Source organism: Gimesia chilikensis, assembly GCF_007744075.1.
Classification (GTDB): Bacteria; Planctomycetota; Planctomycetia; order Planctomycetales; family Planctomycetaceae; genus Gimesia; species Gimesia chilikensis_A.
The window spans coordinates 2,116,516-2,128,717 of record NZ_CP036266.1; the positions used below are offsets into that span (position 1 = coordinate 2,116,516).

Sequence of the window (12,202 nt, forward strand, 5' to 3'; positions counted from 1 at the left end):
CACCCATCAGATGAATGCTGAACCAATCACGATCATTTGATGAAAGGAACAAGATGATTCAGAAAAGTAAACCTCTCTTCCAACTCGGTCGGACTGTCGCCACACATGGAGCTCTCGATGCTCTCCAGAAAAATAATCAGTCACCGCTTGAGTTCTTTGAAAGACATAAGCATGGGGACTGGTCTGAGCTGTGTTCGGAAGATCGCCAGACTAATGAGCAGGCTCTTAAAGACGGCGACCGGATTTTCTCGGTCTACCATCTCAAGGACAACACAAAGATCTGGGTAATTACCGAAGCAGATCGCAGTGCCACAACAATTCTGCTCCCCGAAGAATATTGAAATCGACACCCTCAATCACTGTGTTCTTAACTTCAACATTCTTTCTGGGAGATAAACATGATGGACGATCATCTTGACCAATTTATGGAAGATCATCTCAACGGTGGCTATGGCGACATATTAGACGAACAAGCAGCAGATGAGTTCGCCGAAGAATTCGACGAATATCTTCCTTTTGACGAGCCGTGGGATGATATTCTGCAACAACAGGAACTGGAAGATTTCGAGCAGGCAGACGAGTATTTCGGCTTCTTCGGCTACGACGAATTCTAATCTCTAAGTTCCTAAAACAAGACACCCACAAGACTGATCCAAGAATCACTGCGATTCTTGCATCAGTTTTTTTCTTTTAAGGGGAGATCATTTTATGGGGTGGACGTATCCGACAGACGTTTCAAGAAAAGAACTCATTCAACAGCGGACTAAATCATGGCAACGCGAGATTAATGGAGTGACTGTTAAATCGACTTGCCTCTCTCACTGTTTCCGAGGCGGTAGATTTAGCGGCGTGCTATGGGCGGTATTTGAGCGGACGTTTGAAAAAGGTGGCGAGCAGGTTGAACGAACGCAACGCTGGATTACCTGCGACTTAATTCGCTGCCATGGAGGGGACTGGGGTTACAAGGACATGCAGGAAGCCGAACATCCTTATTACTATTCCTGCCCACAAAAATATCTGGATCTGGTGCCTACAGAAGAGTTTGGCGGCAATGCCGAATGGCGATCTCAGGTGAGACTTTACCACCAAAAACAGCTTGAAAAAAGGCGTCAGAAGAAGCCTCAAGGTCTCACTCAATGACACCCGCATGAGCTCTATAACAAACATTCTTCATTTTATTTACAGGAGATGCCAATGACTGATCGCACAGAAGCAGAAGCCATCCGTCGGGTGATGACTCAAAGCATTAATGCTGTTGAGGGTAGTCGAGAATTTTTGGAAGCGAAGCACGGACAGGTCTGGGATACCAGTGAACTCCAGCAGGAGTTCGAAGTGCTGGGGTTTTGTAGTCCATGCTGTGTCGTCCGCAATCGTTCTAATTCACAGAGGGGGACCGTGTTTTTTCAGCATAATCCTCGTTTCTATTTCGGTTTCGAACCTGAATAAATCCTTATTGTGTCTGTGGAGTCAGGGAGGACTTTGCAGACACCTTCATTATATATTGGAGACTTAAATGTGAACGATAAGAAATGCAGACGGAATAATCCAGCCAAGATCATTCCCAATTCATTAAAGAAACCTCGATCATCTGCACGAACCTATTATGGCAAAGGCGTTTCCCGTCAGATGAGATGCTGAGAGCTCTCACTCAGATTGAACTTGTCAGTTTGACAACTTGAATCGTTGGGCTGGGGATGAGTGCCTGTGAAATCCTCCGTGATTCCGCAGACACCCAAATTGACCTCAACCCCAGACAACAAATCTGGGATCAATCGAAAACCCACATTGGTCACATTTTGTATCCGTCATCGAAATCTTTCCCTTTTCGCAATGTGGGCAAATATCAGAATCAAGTAGAATCTTGCAATCTTTCCCCATTTCAATTCCGCATTCAGGGCATGAGTGATTTTCAAACTCGAAAGCCCATTCTCCCCAGCAACTAGGACAGTGATCGTGCGGGACAATCAGTATCTCGCCATTAACTATGTATCGTTGAAACGAAGCAACATTCCAAGTGCGATATAACTCTCCATTCTGACCTACTGAGTGTCCCGTATCTATTAGTTGTAAGAATCGATCATTTTCCCATTCACCAACTTCCAGAGTACAATTCAGGTCAATACTATATTTTTTCCCGATTCGCTTTCCTAATTCGGCGAGTTTTGATCGTAGTCCTTCCAACTCTGGGGAATCCAGTAACTCATCCACAGATACTTCAATCTCATCAATTAAGTCTTTGCCCTTCTGCACGCTTCCTGATCCATTTATGTAATTCCTCGTCGTCCGGTTTCTAAGCCGACTGAAAATGTAAACTGTCAATAATCTCTAATTCTGGCCGATGATTCGCAGTAATTCTAGGTCGTCCAAGTCTCTCATGTCTGTAACGTGTCGCCTGTAATTTACAGTTTACAAATCCTGACACCCGTAAGCCATCTGTCTAAAACAGAAATATAATATGCGGAGAAATTCAGATGGCGAAATCAACCGCGATTTATATGCGGGTATCAACCAAGGACCAGAAGCATGCCAGCCAGCTACCTGATCTGGAACGATGGTGCGAGGCCCATGGCGGGAAAGTCGTCTGGTTCAAAGACACATTCTCTGGCCGCACGATGAACCGTCCGGGGATGGACCAGCTCCTCGAATCACTTCGCATGGGCAAGCTGGATCGGATTGTTGTGTGGCGTCTTGATCGACTGGGGCGAACCACCAAAGGGCTCTGCCAACTCTTTGACGAACTGCGGGAACGCCGGGTTGATCTTGTCAGCCTTAAAGATGGATTCTCACTGGAATCTCCGGCTGGTCGACTCCATGCACGCATTCTTGCCTCGGTCGCGGAGTATGAGACTGAGATCAGAGCGGAACGAGTCGCAGCAGGGCAGGCCGTCGCTCGCAAGAAGGGAAAGAGGTGGGGAGGAAGCGAGAAGGGCTGGCGGTGGAAGGTCACTGACGATCAAGTCAATGCCATTCATGAGATGCGAGCTCAAGGCAAAGCAATCACAAAGATCGCCCGGGTGACTGGTCTTTCAAGACCAACGATCTACCGCGTACTGCGAGAAGTTCAGCCACTGTAAAAGAGTGGCTGGACGCATCAAATTGAGCTCGCACGAGGCGGTGGTGTTACAAAAATTGTTTTAGAGAATTGTGGGGTAGTTTATGTAATAAAGTTACCCCCGGAGGGGGCTTATAATGGACTAAACCCCCTATGGGTTTTATATGACCTTCATGGGACAAAGAATCGTCTATGGAAAGTTGGTAACAAAAATTGGATTATCTGGCAGGCTGATTCTGGGGAAATAATCTTGAAAACTATTAAACAAGCGGCGTCTTATAAATACCGGCGACAGGAAAATTTCATCAATCCTAAGAGTTTTCTGGCTGATCAATGACTCCCGTTTTCCAGATAACGTCTCTTTACCATTTGCTTGAAGCATCTGTAATCATTACTGGAAATGAGATCGTTGGTATCGATCCCAGTGAGTAACGTTCTATGCTCTCGCTTCGGTGGGAACTATAAAAAATGGGGTTCTTCCTGAATTTCAAATAACAAGACTTGACCCTGTAGTATGGTGCAAGGTGTATGATGGGGCAATGAAAGGAAGATTCAACATGAAATCACTCACGATTGGTCAGGTTGCGGAACGTTCTGGTGTCGGCGTCGAAGCTGTGCGGTTTTATGAACGGGAAGGATTAATCCCTAAGCCTGACCGGTCGTCTTCCGGTTATCGCCAATTCGATGACCAAACAATTGCCCGTTTGCAGTTTATCAGACGGGCCAAAGAACTCGGTTTCACGCTCACTGAAATCAAAGAACTGCTGTCACTACGGCTTGATGCAACAACAAGTTGTGCCGACATAAAAAGTCGGGCCGAAGCAAAGATCGCCGACTTCGATGAAAAGATTCGTACACTCAAACAGATGAAGAGGGCTTTGAACAAACTGACCAGCGAATGCAGTGGTCGAGGATCAATCAGTGAATGTTCGATTCTCGATGCTCTTGATTCCAAGCCAAGAAAATAACGGATACTTCCATTCTTTTGACCACGGGTATCAGCCTGTGATGGAAGCCTAGAACAGATTCCGACTCGTGTGTGAGTCAGGTGTGTCGCCTGCCTCAACACCGGCAGTATCCTTTTGGAAAGGAGACAATCATGCCACTCAAGAAAGGTGAAAAGTACCGCTGTCCCGACTCGAAGTGCGGTTGCGAAATCAAAGTGACTCAGGGGGCTGCTCCTGATTGCGGCGGCAATGAAAATCCTCACTGTTGCTGCGGTAAGGAGATGGTCCGAGTCGAGGGATGAAAAACTATCTTGTTCAGTCTGTGAGCAGGTATGTCGCCTGTTAAATGACTGAACGTACTCAAGTAAAGGAGATTATCATGCGAAAGAACTGGATTTGGGCAACTATGCTGGCGTTACCGCTGGCTGTGGGAGGCTGGGTTTACGCCGGTGTACAGACTAACCCAGACGCATCAAGCATTGAAGACAGTTTCGTTTGCCCAGTCACGGGTGAGGAACTTCCCTGTTCCAAGTGTTGTCCGCTCAAGTAAGCCAATAAACTTAGCTGAGCACACGCCCGTCAAAGAAGTTAGTTCTTCGACGGGCGTTTTCTACTTCTTCGCTGCTGCTTCTAATGTTTTGAGAACGTGACAACACTCGGCTGATTGAAACTCTCGACATTGGTTGAGACTTGTTTGCAGCACACGCTGAACGTGTCGCAAATCCTTCAATTTCTGTTTGATGTCGGAAAGCCGCTTTTCAATCAGACGCTGCACGTCCTCACAGGCTGAATTCTGATCGTCGGGCCTGTCGAGCAAAGCCTTGATGTCATCGAGTGTGAATCCGACGGCTTGAGCCGCCCGGATGAATTTCAGTTTCCGTAATGACTCTTCGCTGTACAGCCGGTAATTGCCAGCACTGCGGTCGTCCGGCTCGACCAGTCCGACCCGCTCATAGTAACGCACGGTTGTCGTGGGAAGTTTGGCGGATTTCGCCACTTGGCTGATCGTGAACTGTCTTGCCATTGCTGCTCCGAAAACTATCTGCTTGTGAGTATTTGCGTCCCCAAAGACGAAACTTAAAATATTATCCTCAAATCAGCTTGACCTTGCACTTAGGTACAACGTCGATAATAGGCGTAGAACGAAGATTCGACAAGAGTTCTTGCATCATGACTTCTACGGAAAGGTGATTCGATGACCGCAGAAACAACGACGGATAAACGACTTCATTGCCCCTCCTGCAATAAGAAAGCGAAGCGGGTATCACAGGTGACTTTGCGAGCGTTGCTCAAGGATCAGTTCGCTACCGAGATCGGCAGTGACGATCATTCGTGCTGCGATTCCCACAGTGGATGCACGTCCCTCACCGAGGACACCGGCTGGCGGTATTGCGATTCATCCGATTGCGATGTGGTTTACTTCTCCGAAACAGGCGACATCAGTTTTACGAAGTCACAACTCAATGTTCCTGTCGGTGTGAAGGAAACCAGCGGCGAACGGCCCCTGTGTTATTGTTTCGGACATTCGGTCGCCAGTATCAAGAACGAATTGCGTACGAAGGAACATTCTGATGCTCTGGAAGACATCCGGGACAAGATGAAAGCCCCCGGATGCCACTGCGAAACATCCAACCCCAGTGGTTCCTGTTGTCTGGGAAGCGTGTCCAAAGGTATTCGGATCGCTCAGAAGGAATTGGAGCTGAATGCCTCGAATGAGACGCCTACATCAATAGTGAAACCATCGACCGGACGTGTCGAGAAGTTCGCCCAGATCGGCACGGTCTTCTCGGCGATCATGGCATCGGCATGTTGCTGGCTCCCTCTGCTTCTGCTGGCAGTGGGCGTATCTGGGGCCGGAATTGCAGCCACACTGGAAACATATCGCCCGCTGTTCATAATTGTAACGTTTGGATTTCTTGGCTCGGCATTCTATTTCACCTACCGTCCCAAGAAGTTTGCTGCGGGAACAGGACACGGCTGCTGTCCCACGGAAACTATGGAGGCAGAGGACTGCTGTACCCCGAAAGCCAAACGTCGTTTCAACATGATGTCCTTGAACAAGGTGATGCTGTGGGGCGTGACGGTGTTGGCGGTCGCCTTCCTGTTCTTCCCCAGCTACGTCGGCTTATTATTCGGCACTGGTAATAATTCCGCCGTGACCGAGAATATGCATCGGGCAGTCTTTCAGATCGAGGGAATGACCTGCGAGGGCTGTGCCACAACGGTCGCTCAAGCAATCCGTCAGGTGCCCGGTGTTGTGGCTGTAGAAATCAGCTATGAAAAAAGGCAAGCTGCTGTCGGTGTGGAACCGGGCAGCCCAATCCCTAAGAAAGAAATTCTGGCAGCCTTGAAGAAGGCTGGATACAGCGGAAAAATTCTCAGCACGGAAGAAACATCCGAAGCAAGTGATCACATCATTACGGCAACAACACCCCCATCCATCGATGGTGACGACGAACAGTCAAGCAATATCCCGAACGAATTCTTTCTTCAAACAGTATTGAATATCGAAGGCATGACCTGCGAAGAATGTGCGAAGCGGGTTTCGGAGATGATCCACAGCGTTCCCGGTATCACCGACGTTCACGTCGATTTCGAGTCGGGCCGAGCAAACGTCCAAAGCCCGGCTTGTTGTGCTTTTCCCAAGGAGGCCGTGCTGTCTGCTGTGGAGAAATCTGGTTTCCATGGAAAAGTGATTGTGGAAGAGACTCCCGTCTCGACATCGAGCACCAAACAATAACGCCACACCGATTGGCAGGATTGTTACTTCCTAACTCGCTTCATGAAAGGAGCAAAACATGATGAATTTGAATGGATTCGCTGGAATGACTCTTGCCTTCGCTATGTTGGCTGCGTTCTCGGTAGTAGATGCTGGTGAAGATCAGGATCGCTCATTGACTTTAATGACATATTCCATCGGCATTCAAGGGATGACCTGCGAGACGTGTTCCGCTCACGCCCAAAAAGAACTCGCCGCTGTTCCCGGCGTGGTCAAGTCATCGGTAGATTGGAAGACAGGGCGTGCTTGGGTGACTGTCCAGTTACCTCGGCAGGAAGATGTTCGCACGGCAAACCCTCGACAGATCAGTACGAAACTTGCCACTGCCGTCGAGCGGTCCGGTTATAGGCCAACTGTGAATTATCTGTTGATCATCAAGGGAATGACCTGTGAGGCGTGTTCACAACACATTCAGGACGCCATTGTGAAAGTGCCCGGCGTGTCCGCAGCATCAGTGAACTACAAGGGAGGGTATGCCGTAGTCGTTCCGAAAGATAAAGCGAGGTATCTCGCACAGAATCTTGTCGCCGCCGTGAAGAAGGTGGGATACACGGCGACTGTTCATACGAGACCGTAGCCGTGACGCAAAGCAAGAGAAAAACACTATCATTATTGGTCTTTGTCGAGACGGTTACTTACGTAAAAGTGGCTGAACTTCTCTTCGAGGCGGATTCCGGCATCGATTACTAACACTCACCACAGGTAGAAATAATGAATCAAAACTACGATCTGGTCATCCTTGGGTCTGGTTCCACGGCCTTTGCAGCGGCTCTGGTAGCTCAAAAGATGGGATACACCTCCATTATGACAGAAGAACGAACCATTGGGGGAACTTGTGTAAATCGGGGCTGTCTGCCGTCGAAGAACCTGATCGAAGCGGCGAAGCTACTTCATGACGCTCACCATCCTCGCTACCCCGGCCTCACACCGTGTCGGATAAAACTCGATTTCTCGGCCTTGATCGCTCAAAAGAGAAAAGTCATTCAGGACTATCGGGAAAAGAAGTATGAAAGCCTGATTGATGGCCGTATTCATATCGAACAGGGGCACGTTCATTTCGTTGATCCACACACGGTTAAGGTCAATGGAAAGCTTCTTAGGGGAGAAAAGATATTGATCGCTACCGGCTCTCGTCCGATTGTTCCCGACATCGAGGGCTTAGATCAAGTGCCCTATCTGACGAGCGACTTGCTGACTGTGGACGAGGAAACCGAATTGACCGACTTACCGAAAACTCTACTGATCGTCGGAGGTGGGTACATTTCTTTGGAACTCGCCCAGATGTTTCACCGCTTCGGAACGGGAGTGACCATTCTTGAACGAAACCCTCAGTTGCTTGCTCATGGATACGAACCGGAAGTAGGACATTCCATCGGCAATGTATTTTCCGAAGAAGGAATTCAAGTCGTAGTGAATGCGTCGGTCCGCACTGTCCGTCAGGAAGATGATGAGGTTATTGCAACCGTTTTAGTCGGCGGGAAGAAAGTCGATTATCGAGCAGAGAAGCTGTTGGTTGCAACCGGTAGACGCCCCAATACGGATTACATAGGTATTGAGAAGTCCGAAGTGCAGGTAAACACGCATGATGAGATCAGTGTGGACGAATACCTGAGAACAAGCGTTCCACATATCTTCGCTGCCGGTGATGTAATTGGACAACATAGCGGGAGCCAGATGGCGACTCCTGTAGGAAGTCAGGACGGCGGCATCGCTGCCAGAAACGCTCTTTCCGATGACTTACGGTTTGTTGATCATCGGGTGATTCCCCGCTGTATCTTCACCGATCCACAAGTCGCTGTTGTCGGCATGACGGAAGAAGAAGCGGTTGTCGCAGGCCATCAGTGCTGGTACAATACTGTCCCGATGTCGCTTGTACCTCGTGCCGGTGCCATTCGAGACACAAGGGGCATCATCAAAATGGTGGCCGATGCCAATACGAATGAAGTGTTAGGTGTGTCGATGGTTGCTGCCAATGCGGGGGAAGTCATCCACGAAGCAGCGATGGCGTTGCGGTTTCGTGCTACGATACACGACTTTATCGACCTGCTTCATGTGTATCCCACGATGTCCGAGGCTCTCAAGATCGTTGCCATCTCGAAGTTCAAAGATCCCACCAAGCTCTCCTGCTGTGCGGAATAGTTTCGTAAACTTCGGGAAAGAATTCAAATAATCAGAGAACGATCGATATGAAGACAATAATTCTATTTCTGGTCACAGCATTCTTTGAAATAGCAGGCTGTTTTGCCTTCTGGGCGTGGCTGAGAATGAATCGATCTGCATGGTGGACAGTTCCGGGAACAATTTCACTTATCATTTTTGCTTTATTTCTCACAAGAGCAGAGTCGGACTTTGCTGGACGTTCCTATGCTGCATACGGAGGGATTTACGTAGTATCCTCACTAATCTGGTTGTGGATGATAGAATCACAAAGCCCAGATCACTGGGATGTTATAGGTGCCATCATCTGTTTGGGAGGAGCATCACTCATCCTATTTGGACCTCGACCATTAATGCAGTAAGGTGGTGAGTTTTTTTTAGCAGACAATAATTCTCATTTGAATCCCTCAGTCTGGCGTTTTGATACTTTTCGAGCATACTGTGATAGAGACAACAGAGGTGTTCCCGAATGTTTCGTCAAATGTTTTCAATACTGATTGACAATTTTTAATCAAGACTATAACATGGTCATATTGCCATGAAGGAAAAAACACGCAAACAATATGAAGCCAGAGCCAAAATCGCCAAGGCGATGGCTCATCCAAGTCGATTGCTGATGCTGGATCTGCTCCAGAATCAGGAATTGTGCGTGGGAGATCTGACTGAAAAGGTGGGGGTAGATCAATCCACAGTTTCGAAGCACCTTTCGATTCTCAAGGAAGTCGGGCTCGTAGACTCACGCAAGGAGGGGACTCTCAGTTACTACCGCGTTACCTGTGGCTGTCTCGATGGGTTCTTTTCCTGCATGGAAACGGTGCTGTTAACTGATCTGGAGGGGCGTAAGCAATCTGTTAAATAATTTTTTTTGCCGCATTAATGGCAATATTGCCAAATTGGAATAATGGGAGCAGCCGATGAAAGAATTATTCCAGATCATGGCAGAACTGATATTGGCGGCAGGAGTCATATTTTATGTCGTTTTGGTTCTCACGACAGGTTTCGAGAAAAGGACTATTTTATTTGGTGTACTGCTTACAAGTTTTTCTCTGCTCTATCTTGTCGTTCAGTTCTGACTGAGTGAGGGGGACTCCTGACCTATGCGTCGAACCATCCGTGCGATTGTTTCAGTTCTGATTTTGTCCCTTTTGTTTTATTTGATCATCACTACGGAGTCACCAAACAGGTTCAATCAACTGCTGATTCAGAATTACGAATTACTTTTACCGGATGGTGCAGAAGCGACAGTACCGCTAGTTACCAAAACAGATTGGAGTAGAACAGCAGAGTGGACTATAAATACTAACCAGAGCTGGCAAGAATATCGAATTTGGTTAAATAATCAAGTCGGCGGAACCTATCGAGTCCTTTCAGAAACTGAACGTGAAATCAGTTTAAGGAAAACATATCACTCGGAAATATATGATATCAAGCTGTCTGTTGAGGAAGATGGAAATATCCATGTCGTTTATAGCCTGTCCCTCTGGTAACGCACGACCGATGTGTTCTGAGGACAAAATTTACTCTGCTTAGTTCGGTTTTCTATAAGAATGTCAATTTAGAAGGTCCACGAATGAGTAAACCCATGGTTTTATTTCTCTGTACTGGAAATTCCGCCCGGAGTCAGATGGCAGAAGCCTTTTTAAGGCATCTTGCAGGAGACCGGTATGATGCTCATAGTGCAGGGTTAAGTCCCAAAGGAGTCCATCCATTAACGATTCAGGTGATGGATGAAGTTGATATTGATATTTCAGATTATCAGTCGAAACCCCTCAATCAATATCTCGGAAAAACCAGTCCAAAGTGGGTGATTTTTGTTTGTGAGAAAGCAGAGCAGTCGTGTCCACACGTATGGCCATTTTCACTGCTTACGGAATCGTGGAAAATTGAAGATCCTGTTGCCTGCACTGGCGACGAACTCGAACGGATCATGAAATTCAGGTCAATCCGTGATCTGATTGAAGCACGCATCCTTGAATGGATTTCAGAGAATAAAAATCAATTAGAGACGAAGGAGTAAATTGACAATGAGTGATGCCAATGATTGCCCAGCAATCGAGACCAAAAGCATGAGCCTCTTTGAGCGTTATCTGACCTTGTGGGTCGGTCTCTGTATTCTTGCCGGGATCGTATTAGGCAAGGTTGCTCCGGGGGTTGCACAGACCCTTGATGGGATGGCGATCTATGTCAATGATGCACCTGTCGTCTCAATTCCGATTGCTGTCTGCCTGTTTTTCATGATGTATCCCATCATGGTGAAGATTGATTTTGCCGAAGTTTTGAGGGCGGGGAAAGCGGTTCGCCCAGTAGGACTGACACTATTCATTAACTGGGCTATCAAGCCATTCACGATGTACGCGATTGCCAGTTATTTTCTGGGTACTTTGTTTCTCACATTCATCGGCCCCGAGGCGGTTGATTATGTCAAAATGCCCTTCGGTGCTGACCTCGCTGTGGGAGCCGAATACGGTTCTGGTAAAGTCGTTCTCGTAGATGGCGTGAAAATGCTGGAAGTTCCTCTCTGGCGAAGCTATCTGGCGGGTTGTATTCTACTGGGAATCGCTCCCTGTACGGCGATGGTTCTCGTCTGGGGTTTTCTGGCAAGAGGAAACGACGGTCACACTCTGGTCATGGTGGCCATCAACTCTTTGACGATGCTGGTGTTGTACGGCATTCTGGGAGGATTTCTTTTGGGAGTCGGTAAATTGCCGGTGCCGTGGCAGGCTTTGCTACTTTCGATAGGCATCTATGTGGCACTGCCTCTGGTAGCAGGGTTCTTTTCCCGTAAATGGCTGATTGCGACAAAAGGAGAAACATGGTTTCGAGAGAAATTTCTCCATGTGCTAACTCCAGTTACAATCGCTGCCTTATTGGTAACCCTGATCCTACTGTTCTCATTTAAAGGGGAAACCATTCTCAATAACCCACTGACAATCCTTTGGATTGCGATCCCCCTGTTTATTCAGACTGTTGTTATTTTTGCACTGGGATATGTGCTTTCAAAAGTGATGGGCCTAACCTATGAAAGTGCTGCTCCTACAGCGATGATCGGTGCTTCGAACCATTTTGAAGTGGCGATAGCAACCGCAACCATGTTGTATGGTCTTTCGTCAGGGGCAGCACTGGCAACTGTGGTAGGGGTGCTCATCGAAGTTCCCTTAATGTTGATGCTCGTTCGGTTCTGTGTCAGGACGCAAAACTGGTTTCCACATCAGAGCGTGTCCGATGCTTCGGAAACAACAGCGACCGTTACTGCAAGTGAGTGATGAT

18 protein-coding genes are annotated in these 12,202 nt (G+C 47.8%); 16 read left to right on the top strand and 2 right to left on the bottom strand.

The window, feature by feature from the left end; translation table 11 throughout:
* The first annotated feature begins 53 nt into the window (after positions 1 to 53).
* The 4 genes from HG66A1_RS08045 (at position 54) to HG66A1_RS08060 (ending at position 1,446) form a co-directional block, all read left to right on the top strand.
* Positions 54 to 341: a hypothetical protein gene (locus tag HG66A1_RS08045; RefSeq protein WP_145181872.1), complete on the top strand. Its 288-nt coding sequence runs from the start codon at positions 54 to 56 to the stop codon at positions 339 to 341.
* Between the two features lie 57 nt (positions 342 to 398).
* Entirely contained in the window at positions 399 to 614 is a 216-nt protein-coding gene (locus tag HG66A1_RS08050; RefSeq protein WP_145181876.1) for a hypothetical protein, read from the top strand.
* Between the two features lie 94 nt (positions 615 to 708).
* Positions 709 to 1,140, top strand: coding sequence for a hypothetical protein (locus HG66A1_RS08055; protein WP_145181879.1), 432 nt, complete (start codon positions 709 to 711; stop codon positions 1,138 to 1,140).
* Between the two features lie 54 nt (positions 1,141 to 1,194).
* Positions 1,195 to 1,446, top strand: coding sequence for a hypothetical protein (locus HG66A1_RS08060; protein WP_145181882.1), 252 nt, complete (start codon positions 1,195 to 1,197; stop codon positions 1,444 to 1,446).
* A 297-nt stretch (positions 1,447 to 1,743) separates the two neighbouring features.
* Here the strand turns inward: HG66A1_RS08060 and HG66A1_RS08065 are convergent, their stop codons facing one another.
* Positions 1,744 to 2,250: a hypothetical protein gene (locus HG66A1_RS08065; protein WP_145181885.1), complete on the bottom strand. Its 507-nt coding sequence runs from the start codon at positions 2,248 to 2,250 to the stop codon at positions 1,744 to 1,746.
* Positions 2,251 to 2,471: 221 nt separating this feature from the next.
* Between HG66A1_RS08065 and HG66A1_RS08070 the strand changes: the two genes are divergently transcribed.
* From HG66A1_RS08070 to HG66A1_RS31880, 4 genes are all read left to right on the top strand, one after another.
* Positions 2,472 to 3,074, top strand: coding sequence for a recombinase family protein (locus HG66A1_RS08070; protein ID WP_145181888.1), 603 nt, complete (start codon positions 2,472 to 2,474; stop codon positions 3,072 to 3,074).
* A gap of 535 nt (positions 3,075 to 3,609) precedes the next feature.
* Complete coding sequence (locus HG66A1_RS08075) at positions 3,610 to 4,020, top strand: heavy metal-responsive transcriptional regulator (RefSeq protein WP_145181891.1); 411 nt, start codon at positions 3,610 to 3,612, stop codon at positions 4,018 to 4,020.
* A 131-nt stretch (positions 4,021 to 4,151) separates the two neighbouring features.
* Positions 4,152 to 4,301 carry a hypothetical protein gene (locus tag HG66A1_RS31875; protein WP_197997039.1) on the top strand — a complete coding sequence of 50 codons (150 nt, stop codon included), beginning with the start codon at positions 4,152 to 4,154 and terminating at the stop codon, positions 4,299 to 4,301.
* Positions 4,302 to 4,378: 77 nt separating this feature from the next.
* Positions 4,379 to 4,549, top strand: a complete 171-nt coding sequence (locus HG66A1_RS31880; protein WP_197997040.1) for a hypothetical protein — start codon at positions 4,379 to 4,381, stop codon at positions 4,547 to 4,549.
* 60 nt (positions 4,550 to 4,609) lie between these two features.
* Here the strand turns inward: HG66A1_RS31880 and HG66A1_RS08080 are convergent, their stop codons facing one another.
* Positions 4,610 to 5,023 (bottom strand): MerR family transcriptional regulator, encoded by a 414-nt coding sequence (locus tag HG66A1_RS08080; protein WP_145181894.1) that lies wholly within the window; start codon positions 5,021 to 5,023, stop codon positions 4,610 to 4,612.
* A 171-nt stretch (positions 5,024 to 5,194) separates the two neighbouring features.
* On the opposite strand from HG66A1_RS08080, the gene HG66A1_RS08085 reads away from it, so the two are divergent.
* From HG66A1_RS08085 to arsB, 8 genes are all read left to right on the top strand, one after another.
* Entirely contained in the window at positions 5,195 to 6,739 is a 1,545-nt protein-coding gene (locus tag HG66A1_RS08085) for a mercuric transporter MerT family protein (RefSeq protein WP_145181897.1), read from the top strand.
* 58 nt (positions 6,740 to 6,797) lie between these two features.
* Positions 6,798 to 7,355, top strand: a complete 558-nt coding sequence (locus tag HG66A1_RS08090) for a heavy-metal-associated domain-containing protein (protein ID WP_145181900.1) — start codon at positions 6,798 to 6,800, stop codon at positions 7,353 to 7,355.
* 134 nt (positions 7,356 to 7,489) lie between these two features.
* The gene (gene merA / locus HG66A1_RS08095; protein ID WP_145181903.1) at positions 7,490 to 8,917 is read left to right on the top strand and encodes a mercury(II) reductase; all 1,428 of its coding nucleotides are present in this window, start codon (positions 7,490 to 7,492) and stop codon (positions 8,915 to 8,917) included.
* Positions 8,918 to 8,964: 47 nt separating this feature from the next.
* On the top strand, positions 8,965 to 9,297 hold the full coding sequence (locus HG66A1_RS32775; RefSeq protein ID WP_145181907.1) for a YnfA family protein: 333 nt from the start codon (positions 8,965 to 8,967) through the stop codon (positions 9,295 to 9,297).
* Positions 9,298 to 9,473: 176 nt separating this feature from the next.
* Positions 9,474 to 9,794: an ArsR/SmtB family transcription factor gene (locus HG66A1_RS08105; RefSeq protein ID WP_145181909.1), complete on the top strand. Its 321-nt coding sequence runs from the start codon at positions 9,474 to 9,476 to the stop codon at positions 9,792 to 9,794.
* Positions 9,795 to 10,032: 238 nt separating this feature from the next.
* A complete protein-coding gene (locus tag HG66A1_RS08110; protein ID WP_145181912.1) occupies positions 10,033 to 10,422 on the top strand; it encodes a hypothetical protein in 390 nt (129 codons plus the stop codon).
* Positions 10,423 to 10,505: 83 nt separating this feature from the next.
* Positions 10,506 to 10,952, top strand: a complete 447-nt coding sequence (locus HG66A1_RS08115; protein WP_145181915.1) for an arsenate reductase ArsC — start codon at positions 10,506 to 10,508, stop codon at positions 10,950 to 10,952.
* A 7-nt stretch (positions 10,953 to 10,959) separates the two neighbouring features.
* Entirely contained in the window at positions 10,960 to 12,198 is a 1,239-nt protein-coding gene (gene arsB, locus HG66A1_RS08120) for an ACR3 family arsenite efflux transporter (protein WP_145181918.1), read from the top strand.
* Positions 12,199 to 12,202 lie beyond the last annotated feature (4 nt).